The organism is Stenotrophomonas sp. CFBP8980 (assembly GCF_034046095.1).
In the GTDB taxonomy this organism is placed as follows: domain Bacteria; phylum Pseudomonadota; class Gammaproteobacteria; order Xanthomonadales; family Xanthomonadaceae; genus Stenotrophomonas; species Stenotrophomonas lacuserhaii.
This window is the reverse complement of sequence record NZ_JAXCXF010000001.1, coordinates 1,317,006-1,335,882: the sequence shown is the minus strand read 5'-3', so window position 1 is coordinate 1,335,882 and position 18,877 is coordinate 1,317,006. Positions and strand designations below refer to the sequence as shown.

13 protein-coding genes are annotated in these 18,877 nt (G+C 66.7%); 8 read left to right on the top strand and 5 right to left on the bottom strand.

Features of this window, described 5'->3' with window-relative positions:
- Positions 1-157 precede the first annotated feature (157 nt).
- Positions 158-3,622, top strand: a complete 3,465-nt coding sequence (gene mfd, locus SOM47_RS05840) for a transcription-repair coupling factor (protein ID WP_320505011.1) — start codon at positions 158-160, stop codon at positions 3,620-3,622.
- 209 nt (positions 3,623-3,831) lie between these two features.
- Here the strand turns inward: mfd and SOM47_RS05835 are convergent, their stop codons facing one another.
- A complete protein-coding gene (locus SOM47_RS05835) occupies positions 3,832-5,928 on the bottom strand; it encodes a M13 family metallopeptidase (RefSeq protein WP_042612659.1) in 2,097 nt (698 codons plus the stop codon).
- A gap of 170 nt (positions 5,929-6,098) precedes the next feature.
- On the opposite strand from SOM47_RS05835, the gene SOM47_RS05830 reads away from it, so the two are divergent.
- Positions 6,099-6,527: a DUF4262 domain-containing protein gene (locus SOM47_RS05830; RefSeq protein WP_320505010.1), complete on the top strand. Its 429-nt coding sequence runs from the start codon at positions 6,099-6,101 to the stop codon at positions 6,525-6,527.
- 3 nt (positions 6,528-6,530) lie between these two features.
- Here SOM47_RS05830 and gpmA read toward each other — a convergent pair whose 3' ends face one another.
- The 3 genes from gpmA to SOM47_RS05815 all read right to left on the bottom strand — a co-directional run bounded on the left by gpmA (position 6,531) and on the right by SOM47_RS05815 (position 9,598).
- Positions 6,531-7,280 carry a 2,3-diphosphoglycerate-dependent phosphoglycerate mutase gene (gene gpmA / locus SOM47_RS05825; RefSeq protein WP_042612657.1) on the bottom strand — a complete coding sequence of 250 codons (750 nt, stop codon included), beginning with the start codon at positions 7,278-7,280 and terminating at the stop codon, positions 6,531-6,533.
- A gap of 67 nt (positions 7,281-7,347) precedes the next feature.
- Entirely contained in the window at positions 7,348-8,310 is a 963-nt protein-coding gene (locus tag SOM47_RS05820) for a cation diffusion facilitator family transporter (protein WP_320505009.1), read from the bottom strand.
- A gap of 85 nt (positions 8,311-8,395) precedes the next feature.
- Complete coding sequence (locus SOM47_RS05815) at positions 8,396-9,598, bottom strand: MFS transporter (protein WP_320505008.1); 1,203 nt, start codon at positions 9,596-9,598, stop codon at positions 8,396-8,398.
- 81 nt (positions 9,599-9,679) lie between these two features.
- Between SOM47_RS05815 and SOM47_RS05810 the strand changes: the two genes are divergently transcribed.
- From SOM47_RS05810 to SOM47_RS05785, 6 genes are all read left to right on the top strand, one after another.
- Positions 9,680-10,117 (top strand): winged helix-turn-helix transcriptional regulator, encoded by a 438-nt coding sequence (locus tag SOM47_RS05810; RefSeq protein WP_320505070.1) that lies wholly within the window; start codon positions 9,680-9,682, stop codon positions 10,115-10,117.
- Between the two features lie 89 nt (positions 10,118-10,206).
- Positions 10,207-10,542: a hypothetical protein gene (locus SOM47_RS05805; RefSeq protein ID WP_197974207.1), complete on the top strand. Its 336-nt coding sequence runs from the start codon at positions 10,207-10,209 to the stop codon at positions 10,540-10,542.
- Positions 10,539-12,116, top strand: a complete 1,578-nt coding sequence (locus tag SOM47_RS05800; RefSeq protein WP_320505007.1) for a PepSY-associated TM helix domain-containing protein — start codon at positions 10,539-10,541, stop codon at positions 12,114-12,116. The genes SOM47_RS05805 and SOM47_RS05800 overlap by 4 nt, the downstream gene beginning before the upstream one ends.
- Positions 12,113-12,412, top strand: a complete 300-nt coding sequence (locus tag SOM47_RS05795) for a DUF3325 domain-containing protein (protein ID WP_042612653.1) — start codon at positions 12,113-12,115, stop codon at positions 12,410-12,412. The genes SOM47_RS05800 and SOM47_RS05795 overlap by 4 nt, the downstream gene beginning before the upstream one ends.
- Before the next feature lie 16 nt (positions 12,413-12,428).
- On the top strand, positions 12,429-14,687 hold the full coding sequence (locus SOM47_RS05790; RefSeq protein ID WP_320505006.1) for a TonB-dependent siderophore receptor: 2,259 nt from the start codon (positions 12,429-12,431) through the stop codon (positions 14,685-14,687).
- A 76-nt stretch (positions 14,688-14,763) separates the two neighbouring features.
- Entirely contained in the window at positions 14,764-15,867 is a 1,104-nt protein-coding gene (locus tag SOM47_RS05785; RefSeq protein ID WP_320505005.1) for a metallophosphoesterase, read from the top strand.
- Between the two features lie 39 nt (positions 15,868-15,906).
- Here SOM47_RS05785 and SOM47_RS05780 read toward each other — a convergent pair whose 3' ends face one another.
- Positions 15,907-18,498 carry a TonB-dependent receptor gene (locus SOM47_RS05780; protein WP_320505069.1) on the bottom strand — a complete coding sequence of 864 codons (2,592 nt, stop codon included), beginning with the start codon at positions 18,496-18,498 and terminating at the stop codon, positions 15,907-15,909.
- Positions 18,499-18,877: the final 379 nt, after the last annotated feature.

The following is an 18,877-nucleotide window of genomic DNA, read 5'->3' as shown; positions in this document are numbered from 1 at the left end:
GCGGATGCGCCGGGCGTTGCCCGGCGATGCTTGCCTGGCCGCTGCGCTCGCCGAGCATGGCTCGGCGCTACCCATTACCGATGTGGGTCAGTGCTCCCCCTGCTTGACGTGGCGTTGTCCGGGCCTGCACAGGCGGCTCTGGTAGAATCTGCGGCCAATGTCGCGCTCTCCCTATCCCGTTCCGCCGCTGCCCCGTCCGGGCCAGCTCCGCGCCTGGTGGCGCGCTCCCAGCTCGCCCACCGCGCTGGCCTGGTACCTCGCCCGTGCGGCGCAGGCACACGATGGCCCGGTGCTGGTCGTCGCGCCGGACAACCACGGCGCCAACCAGATCGAATCGGATCTGCGCACGCTGCTCGGCGATGATCCGTCGCTGCCGGTGGTGGCGTTCCCGGACTGGGAAACCCTGCCCTACGATCGCTTCAGTCCGCACCCGGACATCATTTCCCAACGCCTGTCCGCCCTGCATCGCCTGCCCGGGCTGAAGCGTGGGTTGGTGGTCGTTCCGGTGCAGACCCTGATGCAGCAGCTGGCGCCGAAACAGTATGTGATCGGCGGCAGTTTCGATCTGGAAGTCGGCCAGCGGCTGGACCTGGATGCGGAAAAGCGGCGGCTGGAAAGCGCCGGCTACCGCAACGTGCCGCAGGTGATGGATCCGGGTGATTTCGCCGTGCGCGGCGGCCTGTTGGATGTGTACCCGATGGGTGCCAGCGAACCGCTGCGCGTGGAACTGCTGGACCAGGACATCGACACCATCCGCGCCTTCGACCCGGAGACCCAGCGTTCGCTGGAAAAGGTCCAGGCCGTGCACATGCTGCCCGGTCGCGAAGTGCCAATGGACGATGCCAGCATCTCGCGGGTGATGGACGCCCTGCGCGAACGCTTCGATGTCGACACGCGCCGCAGTTCGCTGTACCAGGACCTGAAATCCCGACTCGCACCGGCGGGCATCGAGTACTACCTGCCGCTGTTCTTCGACCACACCGCGACGCTGTTCGATTACTTCTCCACCGACGTGCTGCCGGTGATCGCCGCCGGCGTCGGCGAAGCCGCAGCGGCGTTCTGGGCGCAGACCGGCCAGCGCTACGAACAGCGCCGGCACGACGTCGAACGCCCGCTGCTGCCGCCGGGGCAGTTGTACCTGTCGCCTGAACTGCTGCGCGAAAAGCTCAACGACCTGCCCCGCGTGGAAGTGTGGCCGCCCGGCCATGCGCGCATCGAGCAGGCCCACGCGCTGGGTGACACTGCGCTGCCGCCGCTGCCGGTCGCTGCGCGTGATGCCGTCGCAGGCCAGGCGCTGGCCACCTTCATCGAGCAGTATCCCGGCCGCGTGCTGATCGCCTCCGATACCGCCGGTCGCCGCGAGGCGTTGCTGGAAGTCCTGCAGGCCGCCTCCCTGCGTCCGCCGGTGGTGGCCGACCTGCCGACCTTCCTGGCCGGCAGCGAGCGCTTTGCGATCACCGTTGCACCGCTGGAAGACGGCTTCGCGCTGGACGATCCACGCATCGCCGTGCTGACCGAGCGCCAGCTGTTCCCCGAACGCGCAGCGCACCAGCGGCGCTCGCGTCGTGCCGGTCGCGAGCCCGAGGCGATCATCCGCGACCTCGGCGAACTGACCGAAGGCGCGCCGATCGTCCATGAAGACCATGGCGTAGGCCGTTACCGCGGACTGATCGCGATGGACGTCGGCGGCATGCCCGGCGAGTTCCTGGAAATCGAATACGCCAAGGGCGACCGGCTGTACGTGCCGGTGGCCCAGCTGCACTTGATCAGCCGTTATTCCGGCGCATCGGCGGAAACCGCCCCGCTGCATTCGCTGGGCGGCGAACAATGGACCAAGGCCAAGCGCAAGGCCGCCGAGAAAGTCCGCGACGTAGCCGCCGAGCTGCTGGAGATCCAGGCGCGCCGCCGCGCCCGCGCCGGGCTGGCGCTGGATGTGGACCGCGCGATGTACGAACCGTTCGCCGCTGGCTTCCCGTTCGAGGAAACCCAGGATCAGTTGGCCGCCATCGACGCGACCCTGCGCGATCTTGCCAGCAGCCAGCCGATGGACCGCGTGGTCTGTGGTGACGTCGGCTTCGGCAAGACAGAAGTGGCCGTTCGCGCGGCGTTCGCTGCGGCCAGCGCCGGCAAGCAGGTCGCCGTGCTGGTGCCGACCACGCTGCTGGCCGAACAGCATTACCGCAACTTCCGCGACCGCTTCGCCGATTACCCGATGAAGGTGGAAGTGCTGTCGCGCTTCAAGTCCACCAAGGAGATCAAGGCCGAACTGGAGAAGGTCGCCGACGGCACCATCGACGTCATCATCGGTACCCACCGGCTGCTGCAGCCGGACGTGAAGTTCAAGGACCTCGGGCTGGTCGTGGTCGACGAGGAACAGCGCTTCGGCGTGCGCCAGAAGGAAGCATTGAAGGCGATGCGTGCCAACGTGCACCTGCTGACCCTGACCGCCACGCCTATTCCGCGAACGCTCAACATGGCCATGGCCGGGCTGCGCGACCTGTCGATCATCGCCACTCCGCCGCCGAACCGCCTGGCGGTGCAGACCTTCATCAGCCAATGGGACGATGCGCTGCTGCGCGAAGCCTTCCAGCGCGAACTGGCCCGCGGCGGCCAGCTGTACTTCCTGCACAACGACGTGGAAAGCATCGGCCGCATGCAGCGTGAGCTGTCCGAGCTGGTACCCGAAGCCCGCATCGGCATCGCCCACGGACAGATGCCCGAGCGCGAGCTGGAACGGGTGATGCTGGAGTTCCAGAAGCAGCGCTTCAATGTGCTGCTGTCGACCACGATCATCGAATCGGGCATCGACATCCCCAACGCCAACACCATCATCATCAACCGCGCCGACCGTTTCGGCCTGGCCCAGCTGCACCAGCTGCGCGGCCGCGTGGGGCGCTCGCACCATCGTGCCTACGCCTACCTGGTGGTGCCGGACCGCCGCTCGATCACACCGGATGCGGAGAAGCGCCTGGAAGCCATCGCCTCGATGGACGAGCTGGGCGCCGGCTTCACACTGGCCACCCACGACCTGGAGATCCGCGGCGCCGGCGAACTGCTGGGCGAAGACCAGAGTGGACAGATGGCCGAAGTGGGCTTCAGCCTGTACACCGAACTGCTGGAACGTGCGGTGCGCAGCATCCGGCTGGGCAAGCTGCCCGACCTGGATGCCGGCGAGGAAGCCCGTGGGGCCGAAGTGGAACTGCATGTGCCCTCGCTGATCCCCAACGATTACCTGCCCGACGTGCATACCCGGCTGACCCTGTACAAGCGCATTTCCAGCGCGCGCGACAGTGCGGCACTGCGCGAGCTGCAGGTGGAGATGATCGACCGCTTCGGCCTGTTGCCGGATGCGGCCAAGCACCTGTTCGCCATCGCCGAACTGAAGCTGCAGGCCAACGAGCTGGGCATCCGCAAGCTGGACCTCGGCGAGGCCGGCGGCCGCATCGTGTTCGAGGCCAAGCCGAATATCGATCCGATGTCGGTGATCCAGCTGATCCAGAAGCAGTCGAATCTGTACAGCATGGACGGCCCGGACAAACTGCGGATCAAGCATCCACTGCCGCTGCCGGAAGACCGCTTCAATGCGGCCAAGGCGCTGTTGACGACGCTGGCGCCGGGCTGACCCGGCACCGTCAGGTGACCTCGCCGGAGTGGTAGCGCCGAGCCATGCTCGGCGAGCGCAGCGGCAAGGCAGCACCCGCGTGACGACCATCGGTCGTCACCCACCAGAGCAGGAGCCTGACGACCAGCGGTCGTCACTACCGGCGCTACCACGGCCAAAGAAAAACCCGGCTTGCGCCGGGTTTTTCATGCTTCAACAGCAGCGCATGATCACCAGATGACCACGCGCTTGTCGTCGGCGCGCACCATCGGCTGGCCGGCCTTGCACTCGAACGCCGCCGCGAACGCCGGCATGTTCGACGGCGCACCGTTGGCACGGAAGTTCGCCGGCGCATGCGGATCGGTGTTCAGGCGTACGCGCAGCTCGCCATCGGTGAAGTTGCGGCGCCACACCGTAGCCCAGTTCATGAAGAAACGCTGGTCCTGCGTGTAGCCGTCCACCGGTACATTCTTCGAAGGATCTTCCTTCAGCGCCATCTGCAGCGCGTCATAGGCCACGGTCAGTCCACCCAGGTCGCCGATGTTCTCGCCCAGGGTCAGCTTGCCCTTGACGTTGACGCCCGGCACCGCCTCGTAGCCATCGAACTGCGCCACCAGCTGGTCGGTACGCTGGGTGAAGGCACTGCGGTCCGCGTCGGTCCACCAGTTGTCGAAGTTGCCGTTGGCGGCGAACTGGCTGCCCGAATCGTCGTAGCCGTGCATCATTTCGTGGCCGATCACCGCACCGATGCCGCCGTAGTTCAGCGCCGGATCGGCCTTGGCGTCGAAGAACGGTGCCTGCAGGATCGCCGCCGGGAACACGATCTCGTTCTTGGTAGCGTTGTAGTACGCGTTGACGGTCTGCGGGGTCATGCCCCACTCGGTCTTGTCCACCGGCTTGCCGATCTTGTCCAGCATGTAACGGTAGTTGTACGCACGCGCGGCCTGCATGTTGCCCAGGAAGCTGTCGCCGTTGGTCTGCAGGCCCGACCAGTCACGCCACTTGTCCGGGTAGCCGATCTTTGGGGTGAAGCTGGCCCACTTCTCCAGCGCCTTCTTGCGGGTGTCTTCGCCCATCCACTCCAGCTTCTCCAGGCGGGCCTTGAGCGCTTCGGACAAGTTCTCCACCAGGTGCTGCATCTGCTCCTTGCTTTCGGCCGGGAACACCGCATCCACGTACAGCTGGCCGAGCGCTTCTCCCATGCCGGTGTTGACCGAATCCAGCACGCGCTTCCAGCGCGGCTGCATCTCCTGCTGGCCGCGCAGGGTCTTGCCGTAGAAATCGAAGTTGGCCTTTTCCACGTTGCTGCTCAGGTACGGCGCAGCATCGTCGATGGTGTGGAAGCGCAGGTACGCCTGCCAGGTGGCGGCCGGTACGTCGGCCAGCATCTTGTCCACTTCGGTGAAGAACTGCGGCTGGGCCAGCGAGAACTTCTGCGCGGCCGGCACCTTCAGGGTGTCGAACAGCGCGGTCCAGCTGAAGTTCGGCGTCAGCTTGTCCGCATCGGCGGCGCTGACCGGGTTGTAGCGCTTGGACGGATCACGCATTTCGATGCGCGACAGCGAGGCGTTGGCCAGGCGGGTTTCGAAGGCCAGCACGGCCTTGGCCTGGTCGGCCGCCTGCGCGGCGTCCACGCCGGACAGGGTCAACACCTGGGCAATGTAGGCCACGTAGGCATCGCGGATCTTCGCCTGCGATGCATCGAAGTAGTAGCCCTTCTCCGGCAGCCCCAGGCCACCCTGGCCGACATAGGCGATGACGTTGGCCGAGTCCTTGTAATCCGCGTTGGCGAACAGCGAGAACAGCACGCCCTGCCCCTGTGCCTGGCTGTCGCGCAGGTACTGGGTGATCGCGGCGGTGTCGCCCAGCGCGGCGATCTTGTCCAGCTGCGGCTGCAGCGGCGCCAGTCCGGCGGCTTCGATCTTCGCCTCGTCGCTGCCGGTCTTCCAGATGTCACCGATCTTGGCTTCCACGCTGCCGGCCTTGGCCTCGCTGGCTGCGGCCTGCTGGACCAGTGCATGCTGCACTTCCAGCGAGCGCTCGCGCAGGATCTCGAAGCTGCCCCACGTGGTCTGGTCGCCCGGCACCGGGTTGGCGCTCAGCCACTTCTGGTTGACGAAGGCATTGAGGTCGGTACAGGCCGAGATGGCAGTATCCAGGTCGGCGCTGTCGAGCGAGATCAGCGGCGTCTTGATCAGCGACTGGTCGAAGGCCGGCTTGGCCGCATCGGCAGTGGCGGCGGGCGCGGTTTCGGTCTTGCCGCAGGCCGCCAGCGAGGCGGCGATGGCAACGGTCAGGCCCAACGGGGCCAGGGTGCGCAACTTCATGGGACTCTCCGACAGGTAATCCCCGAGGGTAGCCCGGACATGGGGCCCAGGGGACCGCCAAAGGTCACGCCGCGCGCATGACCGCCACACGTGTGACACTGGCGGTCGTCCTTCACGATCAACGGGCAGGCTTTCACATGACAACAGCGGATAGACCCCAGGATCGCAGAGTGGCCGACGATATCCGTGCGCACGGCTGGCATTGCCTGCACATCCTGCCCGGACCGGATGGCGAAACCGGCTTCTCCTATTCGATAGGCTTCCAGGCGACGTATGACGCGCCGGAAGTGATGGTGTTCGGGCTCCAGCGTTCCAAGGCGCACGCGCTGCTGAGCGAGTGCGCGCAACTGCTGGCCGGCGGCCACCAGATCCATACCGGCGTGGAGGATGCCGATGTGCTCGATGGCGGGTACAAGGTCATCTTCCGCGCGGTGCGCGAGGACTGCCATGACGACTACCTCGGCATGGCGGTGCGTCACCGCGGCGGGCAGCCCCTGCAGGCCGTGGTCATGTTCCTGCCGGACAAGGAACACCGCTTCGCCTGGCAACCCGATTACGACGATGCCCAGGCCGATGAGGCGCTGGGCATCGTGGTATAGGGGTTACTTCGCCTTGCCCTGGTTGGCCACCGCTTCGGCGGCCTTGCGCGCGGCTTCCGGGTCGCCCAGGTAACGGAACGACTGCACCGTCAGGTCATCGTTGAGCTCGAACAGCAGCGGGATGCCGGTCGGAATGTTCAGTTCCAGGATCTGCTCGCGCGAGACGTTGTTGAGGTACTTGTACAGCGCACGCAGCGAGTTGCCATGCGCGGTGACCAGCACGGTCTTGCCGTCCTTCAACTGCGGGGCGATCGAATCGAACCAGTACGGCAGCACGCGGTCCAGCGTGGTGGCCAGCGATTCGGTACCCGGCAGCGCGTTGCGGTCCAGCGTGGCATAGCGGCGGTCGTGCAGCGGATGGCCCGGATCCTCGATGTCCATCGTCGGCGGCGGGATGTCGTAGGAACGGCGCCAGATCTTGACCTGTTCCTCGCCATGCTTGGCCGCGGTTTCCGCCTTGTCCAGGCCCTGCAGGCCGCCGTAATGGCGTTCGTTCAAGCGCCAGCTCTTGCTGACCGGCAGCCAATCCTGGTCCATTTCGGCCAGCGCACCCTGCAGGGTGTGGATGGCACGCTTGAGCACGGAGGTATGGGCCACGTCGAACTGCAGGCCTTCTTCGCGCATCAGGCGACCGGCGGCAGCCGCTTCCTGGCGCCCCTTGTCGGTCAGCTCCACGTCGACCCAACCGGTGAAGCGGTTGTCCAGGTTCCACTGGCTCTGGCCGTGGCGCAACAGTACGAGTTTACGAGTCACTGCAGGGTCTCCAACGTCGGGAAGGCAGGCGGCCATTGTAGACGGTGAAAGAACGCCGGGCGCCGGCTCAGTGGTGGACATGGCCATGATGGCCGTGACGGTCGTGGCCGGGCCCGTGCTCGTGAGCCGTCGGCGCCGGTCCCACCGCGCAGGCATCGCCACAATGCTCGGCTTCCAGTTGCAGGGTCACATGGTCGATGTCGTGGCGCTCGTGCAGCGCGTCGGCCAGCTCGCGCCGCACCTGGTCCGCATCGGCGCCTTCGCGCAGCACCACGTGGGCGCTCAACGCCGGCGTGCTGGAGGCCAGAGCCCATACGTGCAGGTCGTGCACGTCCACCACCGCGCCGTGGTTGCACAGGCTGCTGCGCACATCGGCCAGCACGACGCCTTTCGGCACGCCTTCCAGCAGCACGTTGATCGCTTCACGCATCAGCACCCAGGTCCGCGGCAGCACCCACAGGCCGATCAGCACCGCCAGGATCGGATCGATCACCTTCCAGCCGGTCCAGCGGATCAGCAGCGCGCCGATGATCACCGCTACAGATCCCAGCATGTCCGCCCAGACTTCGAGGTAGGCGCCTTTGACGTTCAGGCTCTCGCCGCTGCCGGCCTTGAGCAGGCGCATCGAGACCAGGTTCACTGCCAGGCCCACCGCGGCGATCACCAGCATGCCGGTGGAAGCAATCTCCTGCGGCTGGCGGAACCGGGCGATGGCCTCCCACAGGATGTAGCCGGCCACCACGAACAACATGGCACCATTGAACATCGCACCCAGCGCTTCCAGCCGCGCGTAGCCGTAGGTACGGCGGGCATCGGGGGGACGCCGGCTCAGCCGTACCGCGACCAGCGCGATCATCAAAGCCAGGGTGTCGGTGGCCATGTGCGCCGCATCGGACAGCAGCGCCAGGCTGTTGGTCACGAACGCGCCGATGATTTCCACCAGCAGGAACGCGGCGGTCAGGCCCAGTGCCCACCACAGCGGCTTTTCGTGGCGGATTTCAGCGGGAAGATGGTTGTGGTCGTGGCCCATCAGGGTCTCCTGTGTGTTGCCGGCAGGCTACGCCCCACGTGCAGGGGATACCATCACACCGGTTATAACATCGCCCTCGATGCGGTCATCTGCAGCGCACCGCGGCGGCCCTGTGCCAGCGCGCCGCGCCCCACCAGAGGCAGGCCAGCAGCGCAACGCCCGCGCCTGCGCTGCAGACTCCCGTCCACCCCACGTGCGCCTGCAGCGCGGGCCCAGCCGCCGCCCCCATGCCGCTGCCCACCGCATAAAACAGCATGTACAGCGCGATCAGCTGCCCGTGCACGGGCTCCGCTGCCCGCAGCACCAGCGCCTGGTTGCTCACATGCAAGGCCTGGCCGCCGAGGTCCAGCAACACGATGCCCAGCAGCAACCACCCCAGTGAAGTGGGCAGCTGCAGCAGCGGCAGCCATGCCAGCAGCATCAGCAACAAGGCCGCAGCGCTCACCGCGCGCCCATGACCGTGGTCCATCCAGCGGCCCACCCGCCCCGCCAGCAAGGCGCCCGCCAGCCCGGCCAGGCCCAGCGCGCCGATACCCGTCGTGGACCAGGCCAACGGCGGTGCCGACAGCGCAAGCGACCCCGCACTCCAGAACAGGTTGAGGCCGGCGAACAGCAGCAACGCCAGCACGCCCCGTTCGCGCAGCGTCGCATCCGCGCACAGCAAGCGCCACATCGACGCCATGACGCCGCGTTGATGGACTCGCCCCTGCGCTACCGGCATCGGCGGCAAGCACCGCCACAGCAGCATCCCCAGCGCAGCAATAAGCACCGCCGAACCGGCGTACACCGCGCGCCATCCCAGCCCGGCGGCTACCGTCCCGGACACCACGCGTGCCAACAGCAGGCCAGCGAATACACCGCCCTGCACGGTGCCGACGTGGCGGCCGCGTACCGCTGGCGTGGCCATCGCCGCCGTGCAGGTGATCAAGGCCTGCGTGCAGGCCGTCCCGAACAGGCCCACCAGCAGCATGCCGAGCAGCAGGGACACGCTGCCGCGCGCGGCGGCCAGCCATAGCAGCGACAACGCCAGCAGACCGAACTGCAACAGCAGCAAGCCTCGGCGTTCACGCCGATCAGCGAGCGGCAGCAGGATCAACAGCGCCAGCACGCTGCCCACCTGGGTGGCCGCCACCACCATTCCGGCCATCGCGGCATCCATCTGGAAGGCATCGGCCAGGCGCTCCAGCAGTGGCTGTGCGTAGTAGACATTGGCAACGCTGGCGCCGGCCGCAGTGGCAAGCAGGAACAGCCTGGGGTCGACAACCGGGGAGGGGGTAAACTTCTTCATGGACCAGTTTCAAATTGCAACTGCTCGCACCGTAGGTAGTTTGGTTTTAAAATGCAACCAGAATCCATCGCCGAGCCGACCATGCCCAGTTTCTCCCCCTGCCCCGTGGCCCGCGCCACCGAGCTGCTCGGCGACCGCTGGATCCTTCTGATCGTCCGCGACGCCTTCGATGGCGTGCACCGCTTCAGCGACTTCCAACGCAGCCTGGGGGTGGCCCGCAACATCCTCAGCGAGCGTCTGCGCCGCCTTGTCGACGGCGGCGTGCTGGCACTGCAGCCGGCCGCCGATGGCACCTCTTACCAGCAGTACGTGCTCACCGAGGCGGGCACTGCGCTGTTTCCGGTCGTGGTTGCGTTGCGGCAGTGGGGCCAGGCGCAGCGCTTCACTCCGGGCGAGCCGCACTCGCGACTGGTGGAGCGCAGCAGCGGCCGTGAACTGCCGTACATGCAACCCCGCACGCCGCGAGGTCGCGTGCTGGAGGCCGCCGACACCGTGGTGCTCAAGCTCGACCCGGGCTGAAGCGCATCCCCCGATCGAGGGGTCGACAGCACCGTTGCACTCAAATAGCATCTGCTCGCAATTGCACACGGTTCTCATTCATCTTCAGAATGTCGACATCCTCCTGTTCCCTTCCGCCTGCCCGCGCACCGGCCAAGCGCAACGCGCGCGGCGCTGGCCATGGGGTGCTGTGGGCACGCGGTGGCCTGGCCCTGCTCGGCGGCTACGCAGTCGCAGCAACGTGGGCGGCGGGCTTGGCGCGTCTGTTACCGGGCGGTGCGGCGGACACCGCGCTGATCGCCACCATGCTCTCCTTTCTCGTCTACACCGCAGCGGCAATCTGGGCGTTCGCCGCGCGCAGCACCGCACGTGCCGCACTGGGGCTGCTGATGGCGGGGGCGCTCGGGCTGACCATCGCCTGGCTGCTGCGCGGAGGCTCGGCATGAGCCTGGCCGGCATCCGCCAATCGCAATCGGTGCTGCACACCTGGTCCGGCCTGCTGGTCGGCTGGGTACTGTTCCTGATCTTCATCGCCGGCACCGCTGCTTACTGGCGCGTTGAACTGACGCGCTGGATGCAGCCGGAAACCGGGCTGCCTGCCACCGCGCCGGTCGCGCTGGAACAGGCGCAGCGCTTCCTGGCCCGCACCGCGCCGGACGCCCAGCGCTGGTCCATCGAACTACCCGGCCACCGCAGCAGCGCCACCACGGTCAGCTGGCAGCCGCCGGGCGCGGCCGAGCGCCGGCGTGGCCAGCGCAATCCCTACCAGGCCACGTTGGACGCCCAGGGCAATCCGGTCCAGGTCCGCGAAACCCGCGGTGGCGATTTTTTCTATCGGCTGCATTTCGACCTGCACTACGTGCCGGTGCTGTGGGCGCGCTGGTTCGTCTGCTTCTGCACGATGTTCATGCTGGTGGCCATCGTCAGCGGGGTGATCACCCACAAGAAGATCTTCACCGACTTCTTCACCCTGCGCCGTGGCAAGGGGCAACGCAGCTGGCTGGACGGTCACAATGCGCTGGCCGTGCTGTCCCTGCCCTTCCATCTGATGATCACCTATACCGGCCTGATCACCCTGATGACGCTGTACATGCCGTGGGCGGTGGATGCCAACTTCAGCGGCGGCCGCGATGCGTTCTTCGCCGAGCTGTTCCCTCGCGCGGCGAAGGTCGAGCCTCGCCACGTCGCCGCCACCCCGCCAGACCTGAAGGACGTGCTGCACCGCGCCGAACTGCAGTGGGGCGATGGCCGCGGCGGCTCGGTCCAGGTGGAACACCCCGCAGACGCGGCGATGCGCATCAGCGTGCGCCGGCAATCGGGTGACCGCATTGCCGATGCCGACCAGACACTCACTTTCGATGCGAGCGGCAGCCTGGTGGACGAGGTCGGCGCGAGGTCGGCAGTGGTGGTCACCCGCGACGGCATGATCGGCCTGCACGCGGCGCGGTTCGCGCCCGTTGCGATGCGCTGGCTGTTCTTCCTGTCGGGCATCGCCGGCACGCTGATGGTGGCCACCGGGCTGGTGCTGTGGACGGTCAAGCGCCGCGCCCAATTGCCCGACCCGGCGCGCCCGCACCTGGGTTTCCGCATTGTCGAACGCCTCAACATCGGCTTCGTGGTCGGCCTGCCGGTGGCGATGCTGGCCTTCCTGTGGGGCAATCGGCTGCTGCCGCTGGACCTCGCCAACCGCAGCGATGCCGAAGTCCGCGTGTTCTTCCATGCATGGGCGGCGTGCCTGCTGCACGCGATGCTGCGCCTGCCACGCCGCGGCTGGGTGGAACAGCTCGCACTGGCAGGCGTGCTGGCATCGGGCCTGCCGCTCTACAACATGGTCGCCTGGCACGGCGGCTTGTTCAGTGCACTGGCCGGCGGCGACGGCGCCAAGGCCGGCATCGACATCGGCCTGCTGCTGATCGGCGGCGGCCTGCTGTGGAGCGCGCGCAAAGTCCATCGCTTCGTGCCCAGCGCGCGCAAGCCGCGCACGCAACGCACCTCATCGACCGCCGGGGCCGGCACATGAGCGTACTCGCCCTGCTGCTGGCCACCCTCGCCTTTGCCTGCCTGGCCTTGGCGATGGAGCGCCATCACCGCGATGTTGCCGGGTACCCGCCTGCAGCGGCGCGCCGACGCCTGCTGCGGTTGCTGGGATGCGGCAGCCTCGCCGCCAGCCTGGCGGCCAGCATCGGCGCCTGGGGCATTGCGTGGGGCGTGGTCGGCTGGTGCGGCGTACTCGCCGCCGCTGCCGGAGCGATGGTGCTCTGGCTCAGCTTCCGCCACCCGGCCATGCCGGCACCACGCCCGTCTTCCCGCTCCTGATACCGAGATCCCGCTGATGAAAACGCTGTCCCCTGGCGCCCCGCGCCGGCATGTCCTTGCCGTGTCCCTGGCCGCTGGCTGGCTGCTTGCCGCCCCGCTGGCCTCCGCCCAGTCCACGCCCACAGCCGCCGTGAACGACGTGCCCGAGGCCACCGAACTGGACCGCGTGATGGTCACCCAGCGCACCGAGGGCTACCAGGTATATGGCACCAACACCGCCACCAAGCTGCCGCTGACCCTGCGTGAGACGCCGCAGTCGCTGACCGTGTTCACCCGCCAGCGCATCGAAGACTTCAACCTGATCACCATTGCCGAGGTGCTGCAGCAGACCCCCGGCATCACCGTGCAGTCCTACGACAGCAACCGCACGCTGTTCAACGCACGCGGCTTCGCCATCAACAACTTCATGTTCGATGGCGTCCCCACCAACTACACCACCGGCGCCGGCGGCAACTCCATCCTCAGTGATACCTCGGTGTACGAGCGCATCGAGATCGTCCGCGGCGCCAGCGGCCTGGTCACCGGTTCAGGCAATCCGTCGGCCACGGTCAACATGTTGCGCAAGCGTCCTACCAACACCTTCCAGGCCAGCACCAGCCTGAGTGCCGGATCGTGGGATTACAAGCGCGCCGAACTGGATTTGTCCGGTCCGTTGAGCAAGGGCGGCCGCGTTCGCGGGCGCGTGGTCGGCGCCTACACTGACAAGGAAAGCTGGGTGCGCTTCCAGCAGGACACCTCGCCCAGCCTGTATGGCGTGATCGAAGCCGACCTGACCGACAACACCCGCCTGCGCGCCGGCATCGACTATCTGAAGACGGAGTCCGATGGGGGCGCGTGGAGCGCATCACCGCTGTTCTTCCGCGATGGCAGCCGCGCGAAGATGTCGCGCTCCTACAGCGCCGCGGCACGCTGGAACGAGTGGAACCGCGAAAGCACCAACTACTTCGCCACGCTGGAACAGCAGCTGGCCGCGGGCTGGAGCGGTCGCATCGCCTACAACCACCGTGCCACCGATACTGATTCGCTGCTGCTGGCCGGCTCCAACAGCTACAACGCCACGCGTGGCACCGGCTTTGCCGATCCGATCACCGGCCTGGGCCTTTCCGTTTCGGACACCTACTCGGTGTCGGAAACCCGCGAGGACGCCTTCGATCTCTACGCCTCCGGCCCATTCCAGCTGTTCGGCCGCCAGCATGAACTGGTGCTCGGCGTGAACCACTACGACCGCGACCTGGACACGATCCGCGCCGGCATCAGCTCGCGCCCCTACAGCACCACCGCCTTCCCCAGCATCTTCACGTGGGACGGCAACATCGGCAAGCCGACCACCTTCAATGCCGGCATCCCGTCCAGCATCACCCGCACCACCGAAACCGGCTACTACGCCGCCGTGCGCCTGAACCCGATCGACCCGTTGAAGGTCATCGCCGGCGTGCGCTACTCCGACTACGAAACCACCACCGACGGCTACAACGTCGAAGGCGTGTTCACCGGGCAGACCGCACGCACCAGCGCGCACATGGCCACCCCGTACGTGGGCGTCATCCATGACCTCACCTCCAGCATCAGCGCGTTCGCCAGTTATTCGGATGTGTTCCAGGCCACGGCGCGGCGCGACGTCAACAACCAGTTGCTCGACCCCACCACCGGCGGCAACTACGAGTACGGCCTGAAGGCCGAGTTCTTCGGCGGCCGACTGTATGCCGCGCTCAACGGCTTCTACATGAAGCAGGACAACGTATCGGAGATCGATCCGGCGGCCGGCGACATAAAGCTGCCCGATGGCAGCACACCGTACATCGCGCGTGCCGGCATCAAGACGAAAGGCGGCGAGTTCGAGGTGTCCGGCTCCATCACCGAGCACTGGAGCATGACCGGCGGCTATACCTATGCCTACAGCAGCAATCCGGATGGGAGCCGCTTCGGCTCCACCAGCCCGATGCACCTGGCACGCTTCAATACCACCTACCGGTTGGGTGATTGGACCGTTGGCGGTGGTTTCACCGTGCAGAGCGACATCTCCCAGACCCAGCCGATTCCCACCGGCCGTTTCAACGCCAATGGCACACCTGTCACCGCCGAAGGGGCGGTCCACCAGGGCGGCTATGTGCTGTTCGACCTGATGGGTGCCTACCGCATCACCGACGACGTCAGCTTCGGAGTAACCGTCACCAACGTGCTGGACAAGGTCTACTACCGCAACGTCGGCTTCTTCAATTCCGGTTACTGGGGCGAGCCGCGGCGGGTGTTGTTCAACGTCCGCGCGAAGTTCTGACCGGGCCTGCGCACAACGGGTAGGATCACGGGCGGGGCCTTCGCGGCCCTGCCCGATTCTCTCCGGATGTCCCGCCATGAGCCATTGCACCACGCCCCTTCTGCTGCTTGCCGGCCTGCTTGCCAGCACGGCATCCAGCGCGCGCGAAGTCCCCGCGCCAGCCGCCCACGTCGACGCCGATGGTCCTTACATCGTGCGTGACGGCGAGCAGGTGCAGGCGCGCTGGATATGCGATGACAAGGTGGTCACCCGCGAGCAGACCGCCACCCGCGTCGCGCCGGTCTGTGGTTATCCGCACCCCGTGGACGTCGCCCCCGGGGCGGTCGCAGCGGTGGATGTACTGCCTGCCGTGCCGCGCGTGGTGGTGTTGTCCGACATCCACGGGCAGTACGACCTGCTTGTGCAGCTGCTGCGCGCCAACGGCATCATCGATGCGCAGGACCGCTGGGCGCGGGGTACCGACACGCTGGTCGTGGCAGGCGATGTGTTTGATCGCGGGCCGAAGGTGACCGAGGCCTTCTGGCTGCTGTACGGCCTGCAGCAGCAAGCCAGCGCTGCAGGCGGCGCGGTGCACTTCGTCCTGGGCAACCACGAAACGATGGTGCTGTACGACGACCTGCGCTACGTCAATCCGAAGTACCTGCGCAGTGCGCAGCTGCTGGGTCGCAGCTACCCGCAGCTGTACGGTCCTGACTCGGTGATCGGCCAATGGCTGCGCACCCGTCCGGTCCTGCTGCGCATCGGCGATACGCTGTTCCTGCACGGGGGCATCTCACCGGACGCACTCGCGCTGGCGCTGGATCCGGCGGCGACCAATGCCGCCTACCGGTCCTCGCTGGGCCTCCCGCGCGAGCAGGTGAAGGCCGACCCAGCCACTGCCCCCCTGTACGACGGCAAGACCAGCCCGATCTGGTACCGCGGCTATTTCGATGGCCGCCTGGATACGGAGGGCGTGCAGGCGGTGCTGGATGGTCTCGGACTGAAACGCATCGTGGTAGGCCACACCTCGATGCCGCACGTGAGCAGCTTCCATGGCGATCGCGTCATCGCAGTCGACAGCAGCATCAAGAACGGCGAGAACGGCGAACTGTTGTTCATGGAAGAAGGCCGGCTGAGCCGTGGCCTGCTGGACGGTAAGCGGGTGCCGCTCGCGCCTGGCGTGATCGGGCTCGACGACTGAGTCTCCCCTCCCGGCACACACTGGCCCCTTCAGCCGCAGTCACAGGCGGAAGCGCGCGCCCACCGTGTAGGTGCGCTCGGGCGAGGCGAAATCGCGCGGGAAGGCCGGACTGCCGAAGTAGTTGCGGGTCGAACCGCCGAGCAGGTTGGTCGCCTCGGCGAACACGGTGATGCGCTCGTTGACGTCGTAGTTCAATGCTACGTCCAGCCAGTCCTCGTCGGCATGCCGGATCTCGCTGGGCTGGTCACCGGAACTGTTGAAACTGGCCGTATAGTCGGTACGACGATTCCACGCCAAGCGGGCCGAGAAGCGGTCGTACTGGTACATCAGCACCGCGTTGAAAGCATGCTGGGACACATTGGTCAACGGCTGCATCTGTCCGGTCGGCGATTCGGCTTCGGCGCTGATGCGGGTGTAGTTGAGCTGGGTGCCGAAGCCGGACAGCCAACCTGGCAGGAAGTCGTAGAACTGGCTGTAACCCACCTCGAATCCCTTCAGCGTGCCTTCCCCCGTATTGCGCGGGCGGGTGATCGAATACGTGGTGCCACCGATCACTTCATCATCGGCATAGCGCTGCACGTAGCCGTCCAGCCTGCGATGGAACACGGCGGCCGACAACAACGAGCCGGGCTGGAAATACCACTCCAGCGAGGCATCCAGGTTTTTCGACTCCACCGCCTGCAGCTCCGGATTGCCGCCATTGCCACGCGCCGGCAGGCTGTCGGTGGACTCATACAGGCTGAGCTGCGGATTGAGGTCGGCGAAGTTCGGGCGGGCGATGGTCTGGCTACCGGACAGCCGCAGGATCAGGTCTTCGCGCAGCGAGAAATTGGCGCTGGCATTGGGCAGGAACTTCGTCTGCGATGTCTTTATCCGGCTGGGCACGTCCACGCCATCGAGGGTCCGCGTGCCGCTGAGCTCGGATTCCAACCGGGTGGCGCGCACCCCGATGCGGCCATCCACCGGGATGCTGCCCAGCGTAGTGCCCCAGTTGAGCTGCAGGTAGGCGGCGTAGTTGTCTTCGCGGTTGTCGAAGAACAGCGAGGGCAGCTCGGCCGGTGCGTCCGGCGACTGGCCCATGATCTGGCGCAGCTGCGCGGTCTGCTGCAGCAGGTAGTCCGCGTTGGCGACCGCCCAGCGGTCGGTGGAGAACGCGCGGGCGCCATCCAGCATGCCACCGGGTGATACGTCGGCCAGCCCCGCAACATCGCTGGCGTACACCCGGCTGCCGGTGATGTTGTCCATCGCGCCCGGATCGCCACCGTGGTTGGAAGCAGTGCGACGGCTGATCCGCAGCCCCGCATCGAGTGAACTGAACGGCCCGGCTTCGAACTGGAAGGTGCTGTCGCCGCGCCATGCCCACTCCTCGCCTTTCTGCTCGTCCCAGCTGTCGTAGTACTGGCTGAGGTACCAGTTGGCCGGGTGGGTGACATCGTATGCCGAGCCATCGGCGTGAGTAACCCACGTATCGGGCACGCCACCGGCATCGCGCATATGCATCAACGGCGCCTCCATGCCCATGTCCAGGGTCATGGCACGGTGTTTGTTGGTGCTCCAGGTGTAGGCCAGTTCGGTGGACAGGCTGATGGTGTCGTTGTGCCATTTGCCGCCCAACGCCGCCTGGAAGGTATCGGAGGTCTGCTTGTGTGCCTGCGTGCTGGACAGCGTGTAGAGGTCGCGCGCGACGAAGCCGTCCATCACGTTGCTGCCGGGGCGAAGGCTCACGGACTCCACGTTGCCCGGGTTCACCAGGCCGGGGAACGGCATCCAGTAGTTGACGTTGTTGCGGCCCTCGTAATTGACATAGAACGTATCGAGATAGACCTCGCTGTTGTCCGTCGGCGCCCATTGGAAGGTGAAGTTGGCCGCGCGCCGCTTATGCGTGTTGTTCGCCACCAGCCCGCCGGCGTTGTACGGCACGAAGATCTCCTGGGAGGGATCAGCCGGATTGGCAACACGATCGTAGGTGCCATGGAAGCTGTTGCTTTCCTGGGAGGGGCGCTGCTGCAGCGAGATGCTGCCCAGCACGCCCATGCGCCCGTGTCCGCTGTCCCAGTTGTGTGCGGCGGTCAGGCTGCCGTTGGGCTTGGTGTCATCCGCCTGGTCACCGCGGACGGCACTGATGCTGCCGGCAAGCGTGGTGGCCTTGTCCAGGTCGAACGGCTTGCGAAGGTGCACGTCGATGCTGCCGCCGATGCCCCCTTCCAGGAACTTCGCGCTGCCGGTCTTGTAGACGTCCACGCTCTGCAGCAGGTCGGCCGGAATGTCCTGCAGGGCAATGCCGCGCCCGCTGGCGGTGAACACGTTGCGGCCGTCGAAGGTCGTCACTACATCCGGCAGGCCGCGTACCAGCACCGTGCCGACTTCCGCACCGCCACGCGCTACCTGCACACCCGTGACCCGCTGCAGTGCGGCGGCCACGCTGTTGTCAGGCAGCTTGCCGATGTCTTCAGCGACGACTGAATCGCTGATCTCCGCCTTGGCCTGCTTGGCCTCCACCGCGCCGGTCGCACTGCCGCGCACGCCGCGCACCTGCACCGAATCCAGTTCCTGCGCAGCCACCGGCACGGACGGTTCCGATGCCGTGGCCGTCGCCTGCGCCTGCGCAGTGCCCACCATGCCCATGATCATCGAAGGAAGCAGCGCGCGCCGAAGCAGGAGGGGCGTCGGCATGCGGCGGCGGCGCGGGGGAGCGGATGGGGACATGCAGGGTGTTCCTTTCGAGGTGCGGCGCCAGACAAAGGCGTGCACCTTCCCGGCCGGCAGCAACGGGTGCGCAGGGGGATCCTGGGGGAGCACGCGCCAGGCAGGCAGCGCTGGACGGGGTGACGAGTTGTGTGCCGATCCCGACAGATCGGTCGTGCGCATTAGAGCAACCAAAAACGTAAATTTACGTTCGCTGCCAGTGATCGAGTCGTTGCGCGCCACACGCGCCCTTGCACATACGGTGCACGGATCAGATCCATAAGCCGCAGGTGGGTTGCACGCGGTACGCTTTGCCAATGTCATC

What these genes read in the sequence shown, in the direction of transcription:
- mfd (WP_320505011.1), top strand. Translation starts at nt 158, where the DNA reads ATGTCGCGCTCTCCCTATCCCGTTCCGCCGCTGCCCCGTCCGGGCCAG.
- SOM47_RS05835 (WP_042612659.1), bottom strand. Translation starts at nt 5,928, where the DNA reads ATGAAGTTGCGCACCCTGGCCCCGTTGGGCCTGACCGTTGCCATCGCC.
- SOM47_RS05820 (WP_320505009.1), bottom strand. Translation starts at nt 8,310, where the DNA reads ATGGGCCACGACCACAACCATCTTCCCGCTGAAATCCGCCACGAAAAG.
- SOM47_RS05815 (WP_320505008.1), bottom strand. Translation starts at nt 9,598, where the DNA reads ATGAAGAAGTTTACCCCCTCCCCGGTTGTCGACCCCAGGCTGTTCCTG.
- SOM47_RS05810 (WP_320505070.1), top strand. Translation starts at nt 9,680, where the DNA reads ATGCCCAGTTTCTCCCCCTGCCCCGTGGCCCGCGCCACCGAGCTGCTC.
- SOM47_RS05805 (WP_197974207.1), top strand. Translation starts at nt 10,207, where the DNA reads ATGTCGACATCCTCCTGTTCCCTTCCGCCTGCCCGCGCACCGGCCAAG.
- SOM47_RS05800 (WP_320505007.1), top strand. Translation starts at nt 10,539, where the DNA reads ATGAGCCTGGCCGGCATCCGCCAATCGCAATCGGTGCTGCACACCTGG.
- SOM47_RS05795 (WP_042612653.1), top strand. Translation starts at nt 12,113, where the DNA reads ATGAGCGTACTCGCCCTGCTGCTGGCCACCCTCGCCTTTGCCTGCCTG.
- SOM47_RS05790 (WP_320505006.1), top strand. Translation starts at nt 12,429, where the DNA reads ATGAAAACGCTGTCCCCTGGCGCCCCGCGCCGGCATGTCCTTGCCGTG.
- SOM47_RS05785 (WP_320505005.1), top strand. Translation starts at nt 14,764, where the DNA reads ATGAGCCATTGCACCACGCCCCTTCTGCTGCTTGCCGGCCTGCTTGCC.
- SOM47_RS05780 (WP_320505069.1), bottom strand. Translation starts at nt 18,498, where the DNA reads ATGATCATGGGCATGGTGGGCACTGCGCAGGCGCAGGCGACGGCCACG.